The organism is Streptomyces sp. NPDC101490 (assembly GCF_044767145.1).
Classification (GTDB): Bacteria; Actinomycetota; Actinomycetes; order Streptomycetales; family Streptomycetaceae; genus Streptomyces.
In genome coordinates, this window is the sequence record NZ_JBIWNI010000004.1 from 403956 (window position 1) to 427194 (window position 23239).

Annotated in this window: 16 protein-coding genes, 1 pseudogene and 1 CRISPR repeat array (1 of these 18 running past the window's edge); of the genes and pseudogenes, 12 read left to right on the top strand and 5 right to left on the bottom strand. The window is 69.4% G+C overall.

Translation table 11 applies throughout. The features are described from left to right. Positions 1-608: direct repeats of the CRISPR family, unit length 29 nt; unit sequence GTGATCCCCGCGCACGCGGGGTTGGCCCC (it extends 153 nt beyond the left edge of the window). Positions 609-628: 20 nt separating this feature from the next. Continuing rightward, a pseudogene (locus tag ACIRQY_RS12750) lies at positions 629-886 on the bottom strand (helix-turn-helix domain-containing protein); the annotation flags it as partial. A 436-nt stretch (positions 887-1322) separates the two neighbouring features. Next, positions 1323-2270 carry an FG-GAP repeat domain-containing protein gene (locus ACIRQY_RS12755; RefSeq protein ID WP_403924548.1) on the bottom strand — a complete coding sequence of 316 codons (948 nt, stop codon included), beginning with the start codon at positions 2268-2270 and terminating at the stop codon, positions 1323-1325. A gap of 503 nt (positions 2271-2773) precedes the next feature. On the opposite strand from ACIRQY_RS12755, the gene ngcE reads away from it, so the two are divergent. The 8 genes from ngcE to ACIRQY_RS12795 all read left to right on the top strand — a co-directional run bounded on the left by ngcE (position 2774) and on the right by ACIRQY_RS12795 (position 12897). Next, complete coding sequence (ngcE, locus tag ACIRQY_RS12760) at positions 2774-4219, top strand: N-acetylglucosamine/diacetylchitobiose ABC transporter substrate-binding protein (protein WP_351781508.1); 1446 nt, start codon at positions 2774-2776, stop codon at positions 4217-4219. Positions 4220-4319: 100 nt separating this feature from the next. Continuing rightward, positions 4320-5249, top strand: a complete 930-nt coding sequence (locus ACIRQY_RS12765; protein ID WP_351781510.1) for a sugar ABC transporter permease — start codon at positions 4320-4322, stop codon at positions 5247-5249. Next, complete coding sequence (locus ACIRQY_RS12770; protein ID WP_403924553.1) at positions 5249-6187, top strand: carbohydrate ABC transporter permease; 939 nt, start codon at positions 5249-5251, stop codon at positions 6185-6187. The genes ACIRQY_RS12765 and ACIRQY_RS12770 overlap by 1 nt, the downstream gene beginning before the upstream one ends. Before the next feature lie 226 nt (positions 6188-6413). Continuing rightward, positions 6414-7625, top strand: a complete 1212-nt coding sequence (locus ACIRQY_RS12775) for an ROK family protein (protein WP_403924555.1) — start codon at positions 6414-6416, stop codon at positions 7623-7625. A 122-nt stretch (positions 7626-7747) separates the two neighbouring features. After that, the gene (locus ACIRQY_RS12780) at positions 7748-8821 is read left to right on the top strand and encodes a sugar ABC transporter substrate-binding protein (RefSeq protein WP_403924558.1); all 1074 of its coding nucleotides are present in this window, start codon (positions 7748-7750) and stop codon (positions 8819-8821) included. Between the two features lie 307 nt (positions 8822-9128). Further along, positions 9129-9908, top strand: a complete 780-nt coding sequence (locus ACIRQY_RS12785; RefSeq protein WP_351781516.1) for an ATP-binding cassette domain-containing protein — start codon at positions 9129-9131, stop codon at positions 9906-9908. After that, a complete protein-coding gene (locus ACIRQY_RS12790) occupies positions 9905-11218 on the top strand; it encodes a sugar ABC transporter permease (protein WP_403924563.1) in 1314 nt (437 codons plus the stop codon). The genes ACIRQY_RS12785 and ACIRQY_RS12790 overlap by 4 nt, the downstream gene beginning before the upstream one ends. Before the next feature lie 560 nt (positions 11219-11778). Continuing rightward, positions 11779-12897, top strand: coding sequence for a hypothetical protein (locus ACIRQY_RS12795; RefSeq protein WP_403924566.1), 1119 nt, complete (start codon positions 11779-11781; stop codon positions 12895-12897). Between the two features lie 41 nt (positions 12898-12938). Here the strand turns inward: ACIRQY_RS12795 and ACIRQY_RS12800 are convergent, their stop codons facing one another. Next, positions 12939-14135 (bottom strand): MFS transporter, encoded by a 1197-nt coding sequence (locus tag ACIRQY_RS12800; protein WP_403924569.1) that lies wholly within the window; start codon positions 14133-14135, stop codon positions 12939-12941. Positions 14136-14301: 166 nt separating this feature from the next. On the opposite strand from ACIRQY_RS12800, the gene ACIRQY_RS12805 reads away from it, so the two are divergent. From ACIRQY_RS12805 to ACIRQY_RS12820, 4 genes are all read left to right on the top strand, one after another. Then, positions 14302-14661, top strand: coding sequence for a zinc ribbon domain-containing protein YjdM (locus ACIRQY_RS12805; RefSeq protein WP_403924572.1), 360 nt, complete (start codon positions 14302-14304; stop codon positions 14659-14661). Positions 14662-15045: 384 nt separating this feature from the next. Continuing rightward, complete coding sequence (dxs, locus tag ACIRQY_RS12810; protein WP_403924575.1) at positions 15046-16974, top strand: 1-deoxy-D-xylulose-5-phosphate synthase; 1929 nt, start codon at positions 15046-15048, stop codon at positions 16972-16974. Positions 16975-17084: 110 nt separating this feature from the next. Then, on the top strand, positions 17085-18599 hold the full coding sequence (locus tag ACIRQY_RS12815) for an amino acid permease (RefSeq protein WP_403924578.1): 1515 nt from the start codon (positions 17085-17087) through the stop codon (positions 18597-18599). Positions 18600-18697: 98 nt separating this feature from the next. After that, positions 18698-19777 (top strand): hypothetical protein, encoded by a 1080-nt coding sequence (locus tag ACIRQY_RS12820; protein WP_351781527.1) that lies wholly within the window; start codon positions 18698-18700, stop codon positions 19775-19777. Between the two features lie 71 nt (positions 19778-19848). On the opposite strand, the gene ACIRQY_RS12825 is transcribed toward ACIRQY_RS12820, so the two are convergent. Both ACIRQY_RS12825 and ACIRQY_RS12830 read right to left on the bottom strand, forming a co-directional pair. Continuing rightward, a complete protein-coding gene (locus ACIRQY_RS12825; protein ID WP_403924581.1) occupies positions 19849-21987 on the bottom strand; it encodes a 3-hydroxyacyl-CoA dehydrogenase NAD-binding domain-containing protein in 2139 nt (712 codons plus the stop codon). After that, positions 21984-23198 (bottom strand): thiolase family protein, encoded by a 1215-nt coding sequence (locus ACIRQY_RS12830; RefSeq protein ID WP_403924584.1) that lies wholly within the window; start codon positions 23196-23198, stop codon positions 21984-21986. Before ACIRQY_RS12830 ends, ACIRQY_RS12825 begins: the two co-directional genes overlap by 4 nt. Positions 23199-23239: the final 41 nt, after the last annotated feature.

Below are 23239 nucleotides of genomic sequence, written 5' to 3' on the forward strand. Positions count from 1 at the left end.
GGTGATCGAGTGGCCCTTGTACTTCTTGCTGTGATCCCCGCGCACGCGGGGTTGGCCCCGTCCTTCTCGGCCGAGGCGTCGACCACCGTGGGTGATCCCCGCGCACGCGGGGTTGGCCCCCAGGCCGGAAACTTCGATGTCTCCGAATTTTGGTGATCCCCGCGCACGCGGGGTTGGCCCCGTTGTGTAGCGGTCATTCCCCAACAACCGCGCGTGATCCCCGCGCACGCGGGGTTGGCCCCGACGCCGACGAGGACCTGGACGACGAGGACGAGTGATCCCCGCGCACGCGGGGTTGGCCCCGTTCAGGTGCTTTGCAAGCGGTGCCACGTGGTGTGATCCCCGCGCACGCGGGGTTGGCCCCGGGTCGAACATCACCTGTTCTGCAGTTTCCCCGTGATCCCCGCGCACGCGGGGTTGGCCCCGACGCCCGCCGTCCGCCGTTCCGGACGAACAAGTGATCCCCGCGCACGCGGGGTTGGCCCCGAGTAACAACCGCAGGTCAGGGGGAGCAATCGGTGATCCCCGCGCACGCGGGGTTGGCCCCGGCAGCGCGGACAAGTACCTCTCGGACCTCGAGTGATCCCCGCGCACGCGGGGTTGGCCCCCGGGGATGCAGGCGGCGCAGCTCGCAGATCTCGGCCTCGACCTCGGTGGGCAGGCGCGTGGGACTGTTCCGTGGTCGGCGGGAGCGATCCAGCAGACCCGGCATACCTTCCTGCTCGAACCGCCGTCGCCAGCTGTGCAGGGACTGGCGCGAGATGCCGTATCGGGCCGCGACCTCACCGATCGCAGACCCGCCGAGCACTTCGCGGACAGCCCGATAGCGGTACTCGGCCAACCGCTGTACATCCACGACTCCGACGGAAGCACACCTCTGCCGCACCGGCAGGTGGGGACAGCAGACGTTCAGCCGAACGCGTCAACCATGTCCAGAGCACAAACGGTCAAGCGTCTCCTGAGACCTCTTACCGGCAACAGCAACAATCGCCAATGAAGCACGTTGGCTCACCCGTGTCGCGCGTTTCGAGGTGCTGCGCGAGCGGTTTGAAAGACGGTCCAGATGCGCTCTCCGTGCCCGGAAACCATGGTCATTATGGCGATCTGGTGTCAGAATCATTGTCGGAACGTCATCATCCCTCGAAATCTTGGCAGAACTACCGGGCAGTGGAAGCATGTCTCAGTACGTGCTCCGCAACCTGATCCGCGGCTGACCCACCGGATCCGGCCATAGGGAAGGGCCCCGCTCCTCTGAGAGGAGCGGGGCCCTTTCGCTGCTCCGGAGAGGTCCGGATGCGGCTCCGGAGAGGTCCGGATCAGAATCAGAAGAGGATCTTGAAGCCGTTCCAGCCGGACGTGCCGATCTTGACCTTGGAGTGGAACGCGGCGGGGGCGTTGCCGGTGCCCTTGTACAGCCACAGGGCACCCGCGCCGTCCCGGGCGATCAGGTCCGAGACGCCGTCGAAGTTGATGTCGCCGACGGAGACCAGGGTGTTGAAGCTGCTCCAGCCGCCACCGACGCGGATGCGGTCTCCGAAGGGCTTCTTGTAGTTGCCGGTGCCCTTGTACAGCCACAGCACGCCCGAGCCGTCACGCGCGACGAGGTCGGCCTTGCCGTCGTTGGTCAGGTCGCCCTTGCCGGCGATCTGGTTGTAGGCGTTCCAGCCGGAGCCCACCTTGTAGCGGGTGGTGAGCTTGCCGTTGCCGTGGCCCAGGTAGAGCCAGAGGACGCCCGCGCTGTCGCGCGCGAGGAGGTCGTCCGCCGTGCCGCCACCGAGGTTGCTCGCGGAGAGAACCTTGGTGTACGCACCCCAGCCGCCGCCGATGTCGGTCGGGGCTCCGTCGTACTTCATGTAGGCGAGACGGTTGTTCTCGACGAACCAGAGGCCGTCCGCGTAACCGTCGGAGTTCTGGTCGGCCTGCGTGATGTTCTTGCTGTACTGCCAGCCGCTGCCGCTCTTCACGGCGGCCTTCAGGCCTCCGTTGCCGTTGAGGTCGTAGCGGGAGAGGTCGCCGTTCGAGGAGGCGCCGTACAGGGAGTTGGTCGGCGTCACGACTGCGGCGGCGGTCGAGGCGAGCGCGCCCGCGCGCGCGCCCGACTCGGCGGCACCGGCGGACTGCGCGGTCCGGGGAGCGTCGGCCGCGAAGGCGGCCGTGGTGGTGCTCACGAGCGCCGCGGCGACGGCCGCGACCGTCACACGGGACAGGACGCTCGTGCGGTTCAGGCCAGAAGACTTGGCCACGTAGTACTCCAGATGAGAGGGAGACAAGACAGGTTCCACCAGGCATCCGCACAGGAGTGCGGGGGCGGTGAAGTTCCTATGATCCCGGATCGCCCTTACAGGACCTTCACCGGGCGGCCTCTCTGTGACACAACTGTTTCGATCCCGTTCATATGACCGCCTTTCCTCTCCGCTGTCCGACTTGCCCCGTTGATAGTGTTCCGAACACCTCCAGTAAGGCCTCTCCTGAGGTGGTGTCAAGAGTGTTGCAGGGCGAATCCTTGGACGAAACGCCGCAGATGCCTCGTGCTAATCCCGGAGGTCTCAACTCGGGAAAGATGGTTGTCGAAACCTGCTTACGATCTTGCTCAGGTGAAGGGAAGTGGACTATACCTGTCGGCGTCCAGCCAGTCGTATCCATCACACGACGGCCCGACGTCTGCATGACCCGGCTGCAAATGACTGCGGTGGCGGGGCCCTTCGCCTGTGGCGAGCGAGATACGGGCGACCGGTACACCGCCTGAGTCCTGAATGAAGGCGAGGACTTGAGCATGGGATCCACCTCCGCGCACACCAGTGAGGGCCTTGGCCGTCGCGATCTGATCAAGCGCTCCGCCGCTATCGGCCTGATCTCCGTCCCGACGATGGGCTTCCTCTCCGCCTGTGCGAGCAGTGACACCGGTGGTAACGGAAAGGTCGAAAAGGGTAAGAAGACCGACAAGAACCCGCTCGGCGTGAACGAGTCGGCACCGCTCGACTTCGTCCTCTTCGACGGCGGTTTCGGACAGCAGTACGCCAAGGACGCTGTCAAGATCTACGAGACGAATTACCCCAAGGCGAAGGTCAAGTTCACCCCGACCCAGAAGATCACCACCACACTCCAGCCCCGCTTCAACGGCGGCAACCCGCCGGACCTGATCGACAACTCGGGCGCCGAGCAGATGGACATGGGTGTCCTCGTCGGCCAGAAGCAGCTCACCGACCTCACCCCGCTCCTGGACTCGCCGTCCATCGACGACCCGAACAAGAAGGTCCGCGACACCCTGCGGCCGGGCATCATCGAGATGGGCCAGTTCGACGGCCAGCAGTGCTGGATCCTGAACTACGCCTACACGGTCTACGGCGTCTGGTACTCGCAGAAGCTCCTCGACTCGCTCGAAGTGAAGTACCCCGAGACCTGGGACGAGATGCTGGCCGTCTGCGAGAAGGCCAAGCGCAAGGGCATCGCGGCCTGGACGTACGCGGGCAAGCACCCGTACTACGTCCCCTTCTCGCTCTACCCGATGATCGGCAAGGTCGGCGGCCGCGACGTCCTGGACGCCATCGACAACCTGGAGCCGAAGGCCTGGGAGCACCCCGCGGTCAAGGCCTGTTTCGAGGCCTACTACGAGCTGGTCCAGAAGGGCTACATCCTCAAGGGCACCCCCGGTCTCGACCACATCCAGTCGCAGACCGCCTGGACCGAGGGCAAGGCGCTGTTCATCCCGAACGGCTCCTGGGTCGAGAACGAGGCCGCGAAGACCATGCCGGCCGACTTCGGCCTCGCGGTCTCCGGCCCGACCGGCATCGACTCCTCGGACAAGATGCCGTTCGGCACCATCTGGGCGGCCGGCGGCGAGCCCTTCATCGTTCCCGCGAAGGCCGCCAACCCCGAGGGCGGCATGGAGCAGCTGCGCATCATGCTCAGCGAGGCCTCCTCCAAGAACTTCACGCAGTCCGTGAAGTCCCTGAGCGCGCTGAACGGCGGCACCGACGGCATCGAGCTGTCCCCGGGCCTCAAGTCCGGTGTCGCGGCCCTGGCGAAGGCCGGTCAGAACGTGGTCAACCCGCGCCTCCAGGACTGGTACGTCGCCCTCCAGAAGGAGAAGATCGGCGTCGCCGGCATCGGCGAGATGATGGCGGGCCGCGCGACCCCGGCCGAGACGATCAAGAAGATCCAGAAGTACGCCGACGAGGCGGCCAAGGACTCCTCGATCAAGCACTACAAGCACCAGTGAGCTGTACCGGGGCCCCTTCCCGCCGACCGGGAGCGGGCCCCGGGCCCTTCGCGCGCGGCAGCAGCGGCGCGCCTCCGCGGGAAGATCGGGGTCGGTAGGAATGCAACACGGCAAGTACCGTTTCATCGTGGGGTTCCTGACGGCCCCCCTCGCGCTCTACGCGCTGTTCGTCATCTGGCCGTTCATCCAGTCCATCTACTACTCGTTCACGGACTGGACCGGGCTGAGTCCCGAATTCGGCATGATCGGATTCGACAACTACAGCCGCATGCTGGACGACGAGATCTTCTGGAAGTCGTTGCAGCACAGTCTGACCCTCGCGGTGGTACTGCCACTGGTGACCGTCGGGCTCGCGTTGTTCTTCGCCTTCATGCTGAATGTCGGCGGTCGGCGCCGTAGGGGCGCGGCCATCGCGGGTGTGCGCGGTTCCGCTTTCTACAAGATCGTGTATTTCTTCCCGCAGGTGCTGTCGATCGCGATCGTCGCGCTGCTCTTCCAGTTCGCGTACAACCCGAACAGCGGAGCCATCAATTCCGTTCTGAAGGGGGTCGGTCTCGGGAGTATTCAGCCGGACTGGCTGGGTGACCCCGACCTCGCCCTCATCTGTGTGATGGTGGTTCTCGTCTGGTCCACCGTCGGATTCTTCGTCGTCCTCTTCTCGGCGGGCATGGCGTCCATTCCCCGGGACTTCTACGAGGCGGCGCTGCTCGACGGCGCGAGCCGGTTCACCACCTTCTTCAAGATCACCCTGCCGCTGCTCTGGGACACCGTGCAGTCGGGCTGGATCTACATGGGCATCCTGGCGCTCGGCGCCGAGTCCTTCGCCGTCGTTCAGATCATGACCGTCGGCCCCAGCGGCGGCGGGCCGGACTACTCGACCATCGTCCTTCCGCTGTACGTGTACCAGAAGGCGTTCCGGGACGGTCAGGCCGCCTACGCAACGACCATCGGTGTCGCGCTCCTCCTCGTCACGCTCGCCTTCGCCGCGATCGTGATGAAGCTGGGCCGGCGCGAGCGGCTGGAGTTCTGATGAAGACCACCGACACGGCCACCACCGGCGTCGAGACCCCCGGCACGCCGGGCGGCTCGGGACCCACGGTCACCAGGACGGCCCCTCCCGCGGCCCGCAAGCAGTCCAAGGGCGAGGGGGCGACGCTCAACGTCTTCTCCCACGGCGTCCTGATCCTCTGGGCGATCATGGTCGTCATGCCGCTGCTCTGGGCGGTCATGACCTCCTTCAAGAACGACCGGGCGATCTTCACCTCGCCGTGGTCGCTGCCCGACAGGCTGCACTTCGAGAACTGGTCACGCGCCTGGACCGAGGCGCACATGAGCGACTACTTCCTGAACACGATCCTGGTGGTCGGCGGCTCGCTGATCGGCACCCTGCTCTTCGGTTCGATGGCGGCGTACGTCCTGGCCCGCTTCGACTTCCCGGGCAACCGCTTCATCTACTTCCTGTTCATCGGCGGGATGAGCTTCCCGATCATCCTGGCGCTCGTGCCGCTGTTCTACGTGATGCAGAACATGGCCCTGCTCAACACGCTGCCCGGCCTGATCCTGGTCTACATCGCGTACTCGCTGCCGTTCACCGTCTTCTTCCTCACCGCCTTCTTCCGCACCCTGCCGTCCTCGGTGGCGGAAGCGGCGTTCGTGGACGGCGCCTCGCACACCCGGACCTTCTTCCAGGTGATGCTGCCGATGGCCAAGCCCGGTCTCATCAGCGTCGGCATCTTCAACTTCCTCGGCCAGTGGAACCAGTACCTGCTGCCGACCGTGCTCAACACCGAGCCGGAGAAGAAGGTGCTCTCGCAGGGCCTCGTCCAGCTGGCCGTCAGCCAGGGGTACAAGGGCGACTGGTCCGGACTCTTCGCGGGACTGGTGATGGCGATGCTCCCGGTGCTCGCCGCGTACATCATCTTCCAGCGGCAGGTGGTGGCCGGTCTGACCGCCGGCGCCGTGAAGTGAACCCCCGGCCCCTCCGAGGGCCCGTCCCGTAGGAGAGATCTCCGGAGATCTCCGGGACCGCAGCACCCCGCAGGGCCCCCGGCGCACCGCGCGCCGGGGGCCCTGTCGTGTCACGTCCTGATGCGCGGCGCGTACGGTCCGCCACTCAAGGTCTTGACGGGAAGCAAGCCGAAAGCGTCCCCTTAGGGTTCACATGTTGGAGAAAACAGTGGGAGTGAGTGAGTCGATGGAGACTCCTGGGTCGCAGACGTCGCTGCACAGGGCCAATCTCGAACGGGTCGTCCGCGCGGTGCGCATGGCGGGTTCGCTGACCCAGGCGGAGATCGCCCGGGCGACGGGCCTCTCCGCCGCCACGGTCTCCAACATCGTGCGGGAACTGAAGGAAGGCGGCAGGGTCGACGTCACGCCGACCTCGGCGGGCGGGCGCCGGGCCCGCAGCGTCTCCCTCTCGGGTGACGCGGGCATCGTGATCGGAGTGGACTTCGGCCACACCCACCTGCGGGTCGCCATCGGCAACCTCGCCCATCAGGTGCTCGCCGAGGAGGCCGAACCGCTCGACGTCGACGCCTCCGCCGCCGAGGGCTTCGACCGGGCGGAGCACCTGGTCAACCGGCTGATCCTGGCCACCGGGATCAGCCGGGACAAGGTGATCGGAGTGGGGCTCGGCGTCCCCGGCCCCATCGACGTCTCGTCCGGCACGCTCGGCTCGACGTCGATCCTGCCGGGCTGGAGCGGCATCAACCCGGCCGAGGAGCTGTCCGGACGGCTGGGCGTCCCCGTGCACGTCGACAACGACGCCAACCTCGGCGCGCTCGGCGAGCTGGTCTGGGGCAGCGGCCGGGGCGTCAAGGACCTGGCGTACATCAAGGTGGCCAGCGGCGTCGGCGCCGGGCTCGTCATCGACGGGCGGGTCTACCGGGGGCCCGGCGGCACCGCGGGGGAGATCGGGCACATCACGATCGACGAGTCGGGGCCGGTCTGCCGCTGCGGCAACCGGGGCTGTCTGGAGACCTTCACCGCCGCCCGGTACGTGCTTCCGCTGCTCCGGCCCGGTCACGGGCCGGACCTGACCATGGAGCGGGTGGTCCAGCTGGCCCGCGAGGGCGACCCGGGATGCCGCCGGGTGATCGCCGACGTGGGACGGCACATCGGCAGCGGTGTCGCCAACCTTTGCAATCTCTTGAACCCGAGCCGGGTCGTGCTCGGCGGTGATCTCGCGGAGGCGGGCGAGCTGCTCCTGGCCCCCGTGAGGGAGTCCGTCTCGCGGTACGCGATCCCCAGCGCCGCCCGTCAACTCACCTTGGTCCAAGGGGCGTTGGGCGGTCGGGCCGAAGTCCTCGGGGCGCTCGCGCTGGTGCTGAGCGAGATGGGCGATTCGACCCTGTTGGAGAGTTCACCGCCGACTTCGCGCCCCTCTTCCCGGCTTGCCTTCACTTAGAGAACGAGCGCCACCGTTGTCATCTCGTTAAGGATTTACTTCTTGACGACATCGTTGCGGCCGAGTTGACTTCGTGCCACCTCGGCCGCAACGTCGCGGCCTCGTCAGGGAGGCAAGCCCACATGAACGCAGTGACGCGTCGTGCCGTCATAGCAACGGCCGCGGTCTCGATGGCCCTCACGCTCGCCGCCTGCGGCAAGGCGGGTGGCGGCGACAGCGACGGCAGTGGTGACAAGGGCGGCTCGACCAAGATCGGCCTGCTGCTGCCGGAGAACAAGACCTCGCGCTACGAGGCCCTGGACAAGCCCCAGTTCGAGAAGGCCGTCCGGGCCGCCTGTCCCGACTGCGAGGTCGTGTACAACAACGCGGTCTCCGAGGTCGTCAAGCAGAAGCAGCAGTTCGACCAGCTGATCGCCGACGGCGTCAAGGTCATCGCCCTCGACCCGGTCGACGCCACCAAGGCCGCCGCCTGGGTCAAGGACGCCAAGGCCAAGGGCGTCAAGATCGTCGCGTACGACCGTGCCGTCGCGGGCGCCGACGCCTACGTCAGCCACGACAACAACAAGGTCGGCGAGCTCCAGGGCCAGGCGCTGCTCGCCGCCCTCGGCGGCAAGGCAGCCACCGCCAACGTGGTGCTGATCAACGGCGACGAGAAGGACCCGAACGCGGCCCTGTTCAAGAAGGGCGTCCACAGCGCCCTGGACGGCAAGGTCGGCAAGATCGCGTACGAGGCGTCCGGCGAGTGGGACCCGAAGGTCGCGGGCGAGAAGATGTCCGCCGCGATCTCCTCCGTCGGCAAGGACAGGATCGGCGCCGTCTACTCGGCCAACGACGGCATGGCCGGAGGCATCATCACCGCCCTGGAGAACGCGGGCATCAAGAACATCCCGGTCGGCGGCCAGGACGCCGAGGTCGCGGGCGTCCAGCGGATCATCGCGGGCACGCAGACCTTCACCATCTACAAGTCCCCGCTCCAACTCGCCCCCGAGGCCGCCAAGTTCGCGGTGAACCTCCTCCAGGGCAAGGACGTGGGCGCCCAGGGCGCGACCGACGGCGTGCCGTCGACGCTCTTCCCGCCGGTCGTCGTCGACAAGACCAACATCCAGACCACGGTCGTCAAGGACGGCATCTACCAGGTCGCCGACCTGTGCACCTCGGACCTCGCTGCCAAGTGCACCGCCCTGGGCATCAAGTAGCAGCCACCCGGGGCCCGGAGGTGAAATCCGCCGGCCCCGGCCCGTCGGCCCCGCGCGGGGCCGGCACCACGGACCGGTCCCCGCCACCGGCCCGCGCGCGTCGCGGGCCCCGCGTACGGGGCCGCGCCCCCGTACGGACCGGAAGGCGTCCGTCCCGGTCCGTCCCCTCCGCCCGTCCGGTCCCCGGCCGACCCAGACCCCGCTGTCGGCCCGGGGGCCGGACGAGCTCCTCCCCCCCTCGAAACGTCGGCGCCGCACGGCGGCGCGACATCCCGCCGTCCCCCGGGCGGCGAAGGAGTTGGTTCACGTGTCCCAGACACCCGTGCTGGCGTTGCGCGGGATCTTCAAGCGGTTCGGAGCGGTCCAGGTCCTCTCCGGTGTCGATCTCGAAGTCCACGCAGGAGAGGTCGTCGCGCTCGTCGGCGACAACGGAGCCGGAAAGTCCACGCTGGTCAAGACCATCGCGGGCGTCCACCCGATCGACGAGGGTGTCATCGAGTGGGAGGGCGGGCGCGTCGAGATCCAGCGCCCGCAGGACTCCCAGAACCTCGGCGTCGCCACCGTCTACCAGGACCTCGCGCTCTGCGACAACCTCGACGTCGTCGCCAATCTGTTCCTCGGCCGCGAGATCAAGAAGGGCGGCGTCCTCGACGAGGTCGCCATGGAGAAGCGGGCCAAGGACCTCCTCTCCACCCTCTCCATCCGCATCCCCAGCGTCCGCATCCCCGTCGCCGCCCTCTCCGGCGGCCAGCGCCAGGTCGTCGCCATCGCACGCGCCCTGGTCGGCGACCCCCGGATCGTCATCCTCGACGAGCCGACCGCCGCCCTCGGCGTCGAGCAGACCGCCCAGGTCCTCGACCTGGTCGAGCGGCTGCGCGAGCGGGGTCTCGGCGTCATCCTCATCAGCCACAACATGGCCGATGTGAAGGCCGTCGCCGACACCGTGGCCGTACTGCGCCTGGGCCGCAACAACGGCACCTTCCCGGTGGCCACCACCACCCACGAAGAGATCATCGCCGCGATCACCGGTGCCACGGACAACGCCGTGACCCGCCGCCAGGCCCGCAACGCGGAGGTAGCGAAGTGAGCGAGACCCCTCCCACCGCGACCGAGGCCGCCGCGGTGCCCGAACCCCGCGGCGGCGGCGCCCCCGCGCCCGAGGCCCCGGCCGCCGCGGCCGTCCCCGCCGTCGACCCCCGCCTCCTCGTGCGCGAGCAGGGCTTCAAGGGGTACGCCGAGGAGTTCAAGCGCAAGATCCGCTCCGGCGAGATCGGCTCGCTGCCCGTCGTGGTCGGCCTGATCGTCATCGGAGTCGTCTTCCAGGCGCTCACCGGCAACTTCATCACCTCGTACAACCTCGACCAGATCACGCTGTACGCGGTCGGCCCCGGCATCATGGCCGTCGGCATCGTCTTCGTCCTGCTGCTCGGCGAGATCGACCTCGCGGTCGGCTCGGTCGCCGGTCTGGCCGGATCGGTCTGGGGCGTCCTCGGCACCGACATGCCCGACTCCCTCGCCATCCTCCTCGGCATCCTGTCCGGCACCCTGCTCGGCGCCTTCCACGGCCTGGTCTTCGCCAAGATCGGCGTGCCCGCCTTCGTCGTCACCCTCGCCGGGTTCCTCGGCTGGGCCGGACTCCAGACCTGGGTGATGGGCGACCGCTCCACCATCCCCACCCCGATCGGCAGCTTCGTCGGCGACCTCACCAAGTACTACTTCTCCGACGTCGCCGCCGCCTACGGCCTGGCCGTCGTGGTGATCGCCGCCTTCTGGTACGCCCAGTTCCGCGACGCGCGCCGCCGCAGGGCCGCCGAGCTGCCGCACCGCCCGCAGAGCGAGATCGCGCTGCGCACCGGCGTCCTCGCGGTCCTGGTGCTCGTCGCCGCGTACGGCTTCAACCAGGAGCAGGGCCTGCCGCTCTCCCTGGTGATCTTCCTGGCGATCCTGCTCGTCACCGACTTCGTGCTGCGCCGCACCACGTACGGCCGTCAGGTCTTCGCGGTCGGCGGCGGCATCGAGGCCGCCCGGCGCGCGGGCGTCAACGTGTCCTGGATCCGGATCTCGGTCTTCATGATCTCCGGCACGACGGGCGCCGTCGGCGGCCTGTTCCTCGCCTCCGCGACCGGCGGCGCCGACCGCTCCCTCGGCGGCGGCAACCAGCTGATGATGTGCATCGCGGCCGCCGTCATCGGCGGTACGTCCCTGTTCGGCGGGCGCGGCAAGGTCTGGTCGGCGCTGCTCGGCATCCTGGTCATCCAGTCGATCGTCCAGGGCCTCAACCAGATGAACCTGTCCTCGAACGCCATCCAGTACATGATCACCGGCGCCGTCCTGCTGATCGCCGTGATCATCGACTCGGTCTCCCGCCGCACCCAGAAAACAGCGGGCCGCGCCTGATCACGCTCCCACCCGGAAGAGCCGGAAGAGCCGACGAGGGGCGCCCACCCCGTGCACACGCACGGGGTGGGCGCCCCTCCGATCGCGTTCAGCGAGCGTTCTCAGTGGTGCTCTTCCAGAGTGAGGACGACTGCGGCGATTGACGTTACGCGGTGGGGATTCGCGAGGGACCGGCGGAAGACGCGCCGGGGCGTCTTCCCGGTGGCTTGTTCCGGGTGCCTCTCCCTCAGATCGGCCTCAACCTAATAGCCGTGCCAGGCCTGTTGTGCTTGTGTCGATCGAGGCGGAACGGCCAACCACTCACATCTCACAGGGGGAGATTCTCATGACGTCGATCTCTCCGGAACTCGCCTTGGCAGGACACCGCCGGCTGCGGCGCGAGATTCCTCGGCGATGAAGGCAGTCTGGCCGCCATCACGGTCTTCCCGTTCTTCTCGGAGTGCATCTCCAGCGGCCCCTGCACGCCCAAGCCGTAGCAGCACCGTGTGGGGGCCGATCCTTGTGGGATCGGCCCCCACACGTGTCCGCCGGTCCCCGTCGAGTCGCACCGAGGAGCCTCCATGACAGCAGTCACCCCCCGTCCCCGTGCCGCACTGCCGTGGCTTGTCGCCGCCGCCCTCGGTCCCCTGATACTGACCGGATGCACCGGCGACGGGTCCCGGGCGGCGGCGCCCCCGCGGGGCATCGTCCTGAACCTCGGAGGAAGCATCGGCGTCCTCGACGAGATCGACTCCCCTGTGAAGATCGCGGCAGAGCGCCCGGCAGGTGCCGGGCCGGGCGAGGACATCCACGCACTGAGCGAGCAGAGCCAGCTGTCCTCCGGTGAGATCGTCGGCATCGACGACGGCAGCCTGGTCTCACTGGAGCCGGACCGCCCCGAACGCGCCACCGTCCTCGGGCCCGCCGTGACCTGGTTCCCCTCTCAGCGGGAGCGCAAGGCCTGGGCCGTCACCGAACAGCCGGCACCGACAGCGTGCGGGGGCGAGGAACTGCCCGAATCGGTGACCGCTCGCTACGCGGTACGACCGTACGACCTCTCCGGACGGCCCGGACCGCAGGGCTACGCGCTTCCCTGCGGGATCCGGCCCCTGGCCGACAGCGCTCAGGGTCTGATCGGGCTGCTCACCACCACGGACGACTCCAGCGTGGGCAACGCGAAGAAAGCACGGACCGACATCGTCCTGCTCGATGCGAAGACCCATCTCCCCACTCGCACGCTGGCGAAGAATGCCTCTGTCGTCAGCACCGGGCCAGCGCGCGTCATCTGGCGGCAGGAGGACTGTGGGAAGAGCGGCTGCATCACCGCCTACGACACCACGGCGAACAAGAAGACGCAGTTGCCCGACTGCGCGGCCGGCACCCCTGCCGGCCGTGGTGTGATCTCCGCTGACGGACGGTGGTACGCCACGGTGCTCACCACCACCACAGCCGCCGACCACCTGGCGGTCCTGGACCTCGCCGAAGGCGGCTGCGAGGACCTGGGGCAGCAGGCGAACCTGTCGGGGGTGGACCTGGACGGGCCTCTTGAGGTGGCCTGGTCGCAGTCCGACCTCCTCGTCCTCGACACGACGAACGGCGCCCTGACGAACTTCGACGCCGTCTCCGGCCGGAGGACAGACCGCAAGTCGAACCTGCCGATCACCGGCACAGCACAGATCTGGGGCACTCGCCTGAACTGATACCAGACCCACACCAGGGCGCCGCCTCCCTCCGCTCCCGTTCAGTGATGTACGGGCGCGGGCGCGGGTTCGGTGGTTGCCGGGGCGGGGGCCGGGGTGTGGCGTTCCAGGGCGGCTGACCAGAGGGCGAGGAGCAGGGCGGAGGCCGCGAGGGCGGCGCCGACCCAGTTGGGGGCGGTGTAGCCGAGGCCCGCGGTGATGACGAGGCCGCCGAGCCAGGCGGCCAGCGCGTTGCCGAGGTTGAAGGCGCCGATGTTGACCGCGGAGGCCAGCGTGGGGGCGCCGTGGGCCTGGTCGAGGACGCGTTTCTGCAGCGGCGGCACGGTGGCGAAGCCGAGGGCTCCGACGAGGAGGACGGCGAGCGCGGCGAGGACCCTGTGGTGGGCGGCCACGGTGAACAGCGCGAGCACGACCGCGAGGCCGCCGAGGGCGACGTACAGCAGGGGCATCGGGGCCCGGTCGGCGTAGCGTCCGCCGAGCAGGTTGCCGAGGAACATGCCGACGCCGAAGAGGACGAGGAGCCAGGTGACCGCTCCCTCGGAGTATCCGGCGGTCTCGGTCATCATCGGGGCGATGTAGGTGATCGCGGCGAAGACCCCGCCGAAGCCGAGGACGGTCATCGCCATGGCGAGCAGCACCTGGGGGTTGCGGAACGCGGTGAGTTCGCCGCGCAGCCGGGTCCCCTCCGGGCGGGGGAGTTCGGGGACGAGCCGGGCGATGCCGAGCAGCCCGAGCACCCCGAGCGCGGCGACGGCGGCGAAGGTGGCGCGCCAGCCGGCCGTCTGCCCGACGAGGGTGCCCAGCGGGACGCCCACCACGTTGGCCAGGGTCAGTCCGGTGAACATGGTGGCGATGGCTCCGGCCTTCCGCTCCGGGGCGACCAGTCCGGCGGCGACGACGGAGCCGATGCCGAAGAACGTGCCGTGCGCGAGTGAGGCGACCACGCGCCCGGCGAGCATCGTCCCGAAGTCCGGGGCGAGGGCGGAGAGCAGGTTCCCGGCGACGAAGAGCCCCATCAGCAGCATGAGCATCCGCTTGCGGCCGACCCGGGAGCCGAGGACGGTGAGCAGCGGGGCGCCGACGACGACGCCGAGCGCGTAGCCGGTGACGAGGAGTCCGGCGGTGGGGACGGTGACCCCGTAGTCGGCGGCGATCCCGGGCAGCAGACCCATGATCACGAATTCTGTGGTGCCGATCCCGAAGGCCCCTACGGCCAGCGCGAGGAGTGCGAGAGGCATGGGTCCGTCCCTTCTCCGAGTGTGTGAGTGGGCCCTTGATGAGACTCGACAATAATTGCAGACGCGCTCTAATTGCAAACGCCGATAATCGCCGTAGTCGCATAGGGGTCGATCGCCGGGAGTCTTCGACTTTCACCGGGGGTGGATCGGCTCCTAAAATCGAACAGTGAACGAGAACCTCCCCCCGTGCCCCCAGTGCTCCGGCGCCTACGCCTACGAGACCGGCGCCCTGCTCGTCTGCCCCGAATGCGGCCACGAGTGGTCGGCGACGACGGACCCCGAGGGCCCGGCCGACGGCGGCGGCGCGCAGGTCGTCAAGGACGCCGTGGGCAACGTGCTCGCCGACGGCGACACCGTGACCGTCGTCAAGGCGCTCAAGGTCAAGGGCAGCCCCGGCGGTATCAAGGCGGGCACCAAGGTCCGCAACATCCGCCTCGTGGACGGCGTGGACGGCCACGACATCGACTGCAAGGTGGACGGTTTCGGCCCCATGCAGCTCAAGTCGAGCGTGGTCAAGAAGGCCTGACGGGCCCGGGGCGGCCCCCGGGGCGCGGCCCGACGGGTGCGGATGGGTGAGAGTGGCCCCCGGGGCCGAGGAGCCCGGACGGACGCGGCCGGCACCCGGCCGTACCGGCCGGGGTCGAGTCCTCGGAAGTCGCGGCCACCCCCGTACCCGCTCCGGGTCCCGCGACCGCTCGGCGCGGGGCCGAGGCCCGGGCCGCTCCGCGCGACCGCCCGGCGACACCCCCACCCGGCCCACGGCCCGCCCCCGCGCGGAGCCGTACAGATTAACGCCATGTAGGCCATACGAGTGATGCCCGACTCCCCGGCCCGATGTCCGCGATCCGGGACGGAACATTAGACTCGACAAATCGGCAAGCTCGACCAGCTCAAACGCAAGGAGGAACGGGTGGCTCTGCTGACCCGTATCAGGGGACCGCGAGATCTGGACCGGCTCTCCCCGGAACAGCTGGACCAGCTGGCCGACGAGATCAGGACGTTCCTGGTGGAGGCCGTCTCCAAGACCGGCGGGCACCTCGGGCCCAACCTCGGCGTGGTCGAGCTGACCATCGCCCTGCACCGCGTGTTCGACTCCCCGAAGGACAAGGTCCTCTGGGACACCGGCCACCAGAGCTACGTCCACAAGCTGCTCACGGGCCGCCAGGACTTCTCGAAGCTCAAGATGAAGGGCGGCCTCTCCGGCTACCCCTCGCAGGCCGAGTCCGAGCACGACGTCATCGAGAACTCGCACGCCTCCACGGTCCTCGGCTGGGCCGACGGACTCGCCAAGGCCAACGAGGTCCTGCGCAAGGACGACCACGTGGTCGCCGTCATCGGCGACGGCGCCCTCACCGGCGGCATGGCCTGGGAGGCGCTGAACAACATCGCCGCCGCCAAGGACCGCCCGCTCGTCATCGTCGTCAACGACAACGAGCGCTCCTACGCGCCGACCATCGGCGGCCTCGCCAACCATCTGGCGACCCTGCGCACCACCGACGGCTACGAGCGCTTCCTCGCCCGCGGCAAGGACATCCTGGAGCGCACCCCGGTCGTCGGGAAGCCGCTCTACGAGACCCTGCACGGCGCCAAGAAGGGCCTCAAGGACTTCATCGCCCCCCAGGGCATGTTCGAGGACCTCGGCCTCAAGTACGTCGGCCCCATCGACGGCCACGACATCGAGGCCCTGGAGTCCGCCCTGACGCGCGCCAAGCGCTTCGGCGGCCCCGTGATCGTCCACTGCCTCACCGAGAAGGGCCGCGGCTACCAGCCGGCCCTCCAGGACGAGGCCGACCGCTTCCACGCCGTCGGCAAGATCCACCCCGACACCGGCCTGCCCATCGCCTCCTCCGGCGCCGACTGGACCTCGGTCTTCGGCCAGGAGATGGTCGAGCTGGGCAAGGAGCGCGAGGACATCGTCGCCATCACGGCGGCCATGCTCCAGCCCGTCGGCCTCGACAAGTTCGCCAAGGCGTTCCCCGAGCGGGTCTTCGACGTCGGCATCGCGGAGCAGCACGCCGCGGTCTCCGCCGCGGGCCTCGCCACCGGCGGCCTCCACCCGGTCTTCGCCGTCTACGCCACCTTCCTCAACCGCGCCTTCGACCAGGTCCTGATGGACGTGGCCCTGCACCGGTGCGGCGTCACCTTCGTCCTGGACCGGGCGGGCGTCACCGGCACCGACGGCGCCTCCCACAACGGCATGTGGGACATGTCGATCCTCCAGGTCGTGCCCGGACTGCGACTCGCCGCCCCGCGCGACGCCGACCAGGTCCGCGCCCAGCTCCGCGAGGCCGTCGAGGTCACCGACGCCCCCACCGTGGTCCGCTTCTCCAAGGGCGCCGTCGGCCCCGCCGTCCCCGCGCTCCGCCGCGTCGGCGGCATGGACGTGCTCCGCGAGCCCGGCAGCGAGCGCCCCGACGTCCTGCTGGTCTCCGTCGGCGCGCTCGCCCCGATGTGCCTGGAGGTCGCCGACCTGCTCGACCGGCAGGGCATCTCCACGACCGTCGTCGACCCCCGCTGGGTCAAGCCGGTCGACGAGGCCCTCGCCCCGCTGGCCAAGGGCCACCGGGTCGTCGTCACCGTCGAGGACAACAGCCGGGTCGGCGGTGTCGGCTCCGCCGTCGCCCAGGCGCTCCGCGACGCGGACGTGGACATCCCGCTGCGCGATTTCGGCATCCCGCCGCGCTTCCTCGACCACGCCTCCCGGGGTGAGGTCATGGCGGAGATCGGCCTGACCGCCCTCGACGTCGCCCGCCAGGTCACCGGCCTGGTCTCGCGCCTCGACGGACGGTACGAGAGTGCCGAGCCCGTCGAGCCCGTCGTGGAGCCCGTGCGCGACTGACGGACCCCGTCACCCGAGGGCCGGTCGGGTTCACTCTTCGGAGTGCCGACCGGCCCTTTCGCGTGCCTTTCGGGCCCGGGGCGGGCAGCCCTCCGGCAGGAGGTACGACGATGAGCACGGACCAACAGCCGCGCGCCGGTTCGGGCATGTTCCGGACCAAGTCGATCGAGCAGTCGATCCGCGACACCGAGGCGCCCGAGCACGCACTCCGCAAGTCCCTGTCCGCCTGGGACCTGACGGTGTTCGGAGTGGGTGTCATCATCGGCACCGGCATCTTCGTCCTCACCGGCAAGGTCGCCAAGGAGAACGCGGGCCCGGCGACCGCCATCGCCTTCGTCGTCGCGGGCGTCGTCTGCGCCCTGGCCGCCCTCTGCTACGCCGAGTTCGCCTCGACGGTGCCGGTGGCGGGATCGGCGTACACCTTCGCCTACGCCTCCATCGGTGAGCTGCCCGCCTGGATCATCGGCTGGGACCTCGTCCTGGAGTTCGCCCTGGGCACGGCGGTGGTCGCCGTCGGCTGGTCGGGCTACGTCCGTTCGCTGATGGACAACATCGGCTGGCACCTGCCACCCGCGCTCGAAGGCCCCGACATCCCCGGCGGCACCTTCGACCTGCTCGCCTTCGTGCTCGTCCTCGTGCTGACCGTCGTCCTCGTCCTCGGCATGGAGCTCTCCGCCCGGATCACCGCCGTCGTCGTCGCCATCAAGGTGACCGTGGTGATGATCGTGATCGTCGCGGGCCTGTTCTTCGTCGTCGGCGACAACTACAAGCCCTTCATCCCGCCCGCCGTCACCCCGCCCGGCGGCGGCTCCGACTGGACCGAGCCACTGATCCAGCTGATGTTCGGCTACCAGCCGACCAACTTCGGCGTCATGGGCATCTTCACCGCCGCCTCCGTCGTCTTCTTCGCGTTCATCGGCTTCGACGTGGTGGCCACCGCCGCCGAGGAGACCAAACTGCCCCAGCGGGACATGCCCCGGGGCATCCTCGGCTCGCTCATCATCTGCACCGTGCTCTACGTGGCCGTCGCCCTCGTCGTCACCGGAATGCAGCACTACACGGAGCTGTCCGTCGACGCCCCGCTCGCGGACGCCTTCAAATCCGTCGGACACCCCTTCTACGCGGGCATCATCAGCTTCGGCGCCGCCGTCGGCCTCACCGTGGTCTGTCTCATCCTGCTCCTCGGCCAGACCCGGGTGTTCTTCGCGATGAGCCGCGACGGACTGCTGCCCCGCTTCTTCTCGGTCACCCACCCGAAGTTCCGGACCCCGTACCGGCCCACCATCCTGCTCGGTGTGGTCATCGCGATCGTGGCGGGCTTCACCAGCATCAACGAACTCGCCACCCTGGTGAACATCGGCACCCTCTTCGCCTTCGTGGTGGTCGCCGTGGGCGTCCTCGTGCTCCGCCGCACCCGCCCCGACCTGCCGCGCGCCTTCCGCACCCCCTGGGTCCCCGCCCTGCCGATCCTCTCCGTCGCGGCCTCGTTCTGGCTGATGCTCAACCTGCCGGCCGAGACCTGGTTCCGGTTCGCCGTCTGGATGCTGCTCGGCTTCGTCGTGTACTTCCTGTACGGCCACCGTCACAGCCGGCTCGCGCGCGAGGACGGCGAACTCCCCTCCTGACCGCCGATCCCGATGGTGGGGAGAAGGGCGTCCCGGAGGGCGACTAAAGTCGGTTCGTACCCGAACTCCTCCCGACGACCGGAGTGCTGGATCCCCCCATGGCGAATCGATCCCAGGTCCCCGCTGCCCGTTCCCACGGCTCCGCCGCCCCCCGGCTCCAGGGAGCCTGGCTGACCCGGGGGGCGGACGGCAGGTTCAGTGCCTATCTGCCGAGGAACGGAGAGGTGGTGCGCTGGACCGAGCGGCAGGACGGCGGCTGGACCGGCCCGGACTCGCTCGGCGGCGAAGGACTGACCGCCTTCCTCGCCGTCGGCCAGGGCGCCGACCGCTATGTGCACCTCGTCGGCCTGCGGCCCACCGACGGGGAGGACGGCCACGTCGAGCTGATGCACTCCGTCCAGTTCCAGACCGGCCGTCCCGCCGTGGCCTGGCGCCCCATCGGGCACTCCAACGGCAAGGGGCCCTGGACCGGCGACCCCGCCGTCGCCGTGGACGCCCAGGGCCGCGCGTACGCCTTCGTGCGCAACGGCGGCGGCGGACTGAGCGTGCGGGCCCAGAAGGACACCGGCGGCTGGCACCCCTGGTGGGACCTGATGGGCTCGAAGACCGACCCCTCGCCGGTCGCCGTCACCAACGGCTCCGGCATGGTCGAACTGTTCAGCTGCCACGCCAAGGGCCTCGTCCGCTACGTGCAGCGGGAGCCGGGCGCCAAGCCGCTCCGCGAGGAGCTGGTCCCCGCCTCGGTGGTCATGGGCACCCTGGCGGCCACCACCGGCCCCTCCGGCCACGTCACCCTCTTCTACCTCGACGAGGACGGCCGGGTCTGCGCCTGGTCCCCCGAGCGCTCCCTGGAGCCCACGCCGCTCGGCGACGCCGTCGGCACCGGGCGCCTCGCCGCCACCCGCTGCCTCATCGACGGCTTCGACTGCACGGTCCTCGCCCAGCAGTCCGCCGACGGCCGCCTCGCCCTCGCCGCCTACCCGAGCGAGCAGGAGGGCGAGGGCATCAAGTGGTCGGAGACCGGGGACGCCCAGGGCGACCTGGCCACCGTCCTCACCCGGGGCCTGGACGGGCGGCTCGTCGCGATGTCCCTGGTCGGCGGCGCCGGACTGGTCACGACCCGGCAGAAGGCGGCGGCCGAAGGCCTCCTCCTGGAGGGCTGGCGCTCCATAGGGTGACCCGAGTCCGACGACGGGAACGGCCCCGGCACCTGGAAGAGGTGCCGGGGCCGTTCGCGTACGCCCGAGGGTTACGCCGGGACGCTCGCCACGCCCTGCGGCAGGAAGCGCCTGCCGACGGCGCGCTCGGAGACGCCCTCGCGGTCCAGGTACGGCGTGATGCCGCCCAGGTGGAAGGGCCAGCCCGCACCGGTGATCAGGCAGAGGTCGATGTCCTGCGCCTCGGCGACGACACCCTCCTTCAGCATCAGACCGATCTCCTGGGCCACCGCGTCCAGGACCCGGGCCCGGACCTGCTCCTCGGTCAGGACGGAGTCGCCCTGGACGAGGAGGGCGGCGACCTCCGGGTCGAGCTCCGGCTTGAAGCCGTTCTCGGGCCGGTAGACGTAGAAGCCGCGCTTGCCCGCCTCGACGACCGCCTTCAGGTTGGGGGAGACCGTGAAGCGGTCCGGGAAGGCGCGGTTCAGGGTCTCGGAGACGTGCAGACCGATCGCCGGGCCGACCAGCTCCAGGAGGACCAGCGGGGACATCGGCAGACCCAGCGGCTCGACCGCCTTCTCCGCCGTGGCCACCGGGGTGCCCTCGTCGATGACGTTCTGGATCTCGCCCATGAAGCGGGTCAGGATGCGGTTCACGACGAACGCCGGGGCGTCCTTGGTGAGGACCGCGGTCTTCTTCAGCTTCTTCGCGACACCGAAGGCGGTGGCCAGCGAAGCCTCGTCGGTCAGCTCGCCGCGCACGATCTCCAGGAGCGGGAGGATCGCGACCGGGTTGAAGAAGTGGAAGCCGACCACGCGCTCGGGGTGCTTCAGCTGAGAGGCCATCTCCGAGACGGACAGCGAGGAGGTGTTGGTGGCGAGGATCGCGTGCGCCGGAGCGACGGCCTCGACCTCCGCGAACACCTTCTGCTTGACGCCCATCTCCTCGAACACGGCCTCGATGATGAAGTCCGCGTCCGCGAAGCCCTCGGCCTTGTCCAGGACACCGGAGACCAGGCCCTTGAGGCGGTTGGCCTTGTCCTGGTTGATGCGGCCCTTGCCGAGCAGCTTCTCGATCTCGCCGTGGACGTAGCCCACGCCCTTGTCGACGCGCTCCTGGTCGATGTCGGTCAGGACGACCGGCACCTCGAGGCGGCGCAGGAACAGCAGGGCGAGCTGGGAGGCCATCAGACCGGCACCGACGACGCCGACCTTGGTGACCGGACGGGCCAGCGACCTGTCCGGGGCACCGGCGGGGCGCTTGGCGCGCTTCTGCACCAGGTTGAAGGCGTAGATGCCGGCGCGCAGCTCGCCGCCCATGATCAGGTCGGCGAGCGCCAGGTCCTCGGCGTCGAAGCCCTTCTGGAGGTCGCCGTCCTTGGCCGCCGCGATGATGTCGAGGGCGCGGTAGGCGGCCGGGGCGGCGCCGTGCACCTTGGAGTCGGCGAGGGCGCGGCCCTTGGCGACGGCCTGGTCCCAGGCCTCGCCGCGGTCGATCTCCGGGCGCTCGACGGTGACGGAGCCGTTGAGGACCCCCGCCGTCCAGACCAGCGACCGCTCCAGGAAGTCGGCGCCCTCGAACAGGGCGTCGGCGATGCCGAGCTCGAAGACCTGCGCGCCCTTGAGCTGGCGGTTCTGGTTCAGCGAGTTCTCGATGATGACCGAGACGGCCTTCTCCGGGCCGATCAGGTTCGGCAGGAGGGCGCAGCCGCCCCAGCCGGGCACCAGACCGAGGAAGACCTCGGGCAGCGAGAAGGCCGGGAGGGCCTTCGACACGGTGCGGTAGGTGCAGTGCAGACCGACCTCGACGCCGCCGCCCATGGCCGCGCCGTTGTAGTACGCGAAGGTCGGCACGGCGAGCCCGGAGAGCCGCTTGAAGACGTCGTGGCCGCCCTTGCCGATGGCGAGCGCCTCGTCGTGCTTCCGCAGCAGTTCGACGCCCTTGAGGTCGGCGCCGACGGCGAAGATGAACGGCTTGCCGGTGAGGCCGACGCCGGTGATCTCACCGTTCGCGGCCTCGGCCTCGACCTGGTCGATCGCCGCGTTCAGGTTGGCCAGCGACTGCGGGCCGAAGGTGGTCGGCTTGGTGTGGTCGAAGCCGTTGTCCAGCGTGATCAGGGCGAACCGGCCCGCACCTGCGGGCAGTTCGAAGTGCCGTACGTGGGCGCTGGTGACGACCTCGTCGGGGAAGAGCTCGGCGGCGCCCTTCAGAAGCTCGGCGGTGGTGCTCACTTGCCCTCCCAGTGGGGGTTCTCCCAGATGACCGTCGCGCCCATGCCGAAGCCGACGCACATGGTGGTGAGGCCGTAACGGACCTGCGGCTGCTCCTCGAACTGGCGGGCCAGCTGAGTCATCAGCCGGACGCCGGAGGAGGCGAGCGGGTGACCGTAGGCGATGGCGCCGCCGTACTGGTTCACCCGGGTGTCGTCGTCGGCGATGCCGTAGTGCTCCAGGAAGGCGAGGACCTGGACGGCGAAGGCCTCGTTGATCTCGAAGAGCTGGATGTCCTCGATGGACAGGCCGGCCTTGGCGAGGGCCTTCTCGGTCGCCGGGATCGGGCCGTAACCCATGACCTCGGGCTCGACGCCCGCGAAGGCGTACGAGACGAGGCGCATCTTGACCGGGAGGCCGTTCTCGCGGGCGAACTCCTCGGAGGCGATGATCGAGGCGGTGGCGCCGTCGTTGAGACCGGCCGCGTTGCCCGCGGTCACGTTGCCGTGCACGCGGAACGGCGTCTTCAGGCCCGCGAGGGACTCCAGGGTGGTGCCGGGACGCATCGGCTCGTCGGCCGTGACCAGGCCCCAGCCGGTCTCACCGGTGGTGGCGTCGGTGCGGCGGACCGAGATCGGCACCAGGTCCTGCTGGATCCTGCCGTCGGCGTACGCCTTGGCGGCCTTCTCCTGCGAGCGCACGGCGTACTCGTCGGCACGCCGCTTGGTGATGCCCGGGTAGCGGTCGTGCAGGTTCTCGGCGGTCATGCCCATGAAGAGGGCGGACTCGTCGACGAGCTTCTCCGACACGAAGCGCGGGTTCGGGTCGACGCCCTCGCCCATGGGGTGGCGGCCCATGTGCTCGACGCCACCGGCGATGACGGCGTCGTACGCGCCGAAGGCGATCGAACCGGCGACCGAGGTCACGGCGGTCAGGGCGCCCGCGCACATGCGGTCGATGGAGTAGCCGGGCACCGACTGGGGCAGTCCGGCGAGGATGCCCGCCGTACGGCCGAGGGTCAGGCCCTGGTCGCCGATCTGGGTGGTCGCGGCGATGGCGACCTCGTCGATCTTCGCGGGGTCGAGGCCCGGGTTCCGGCGCAGCAGCTCCCGGACGGCCTTCACGACGAGGTCGTCGGCGCGGGTCTCGTGGTAGATGCCCTTCGGGCCCGCCTTGCCGAACGGGGTGCGGACGCCGTCGACGAAGACGACGTCCCTGACGGTACGAGGCACGATGGCTCTCCTCCAGGGTGCGGGATGGCACTGCTGCTGCG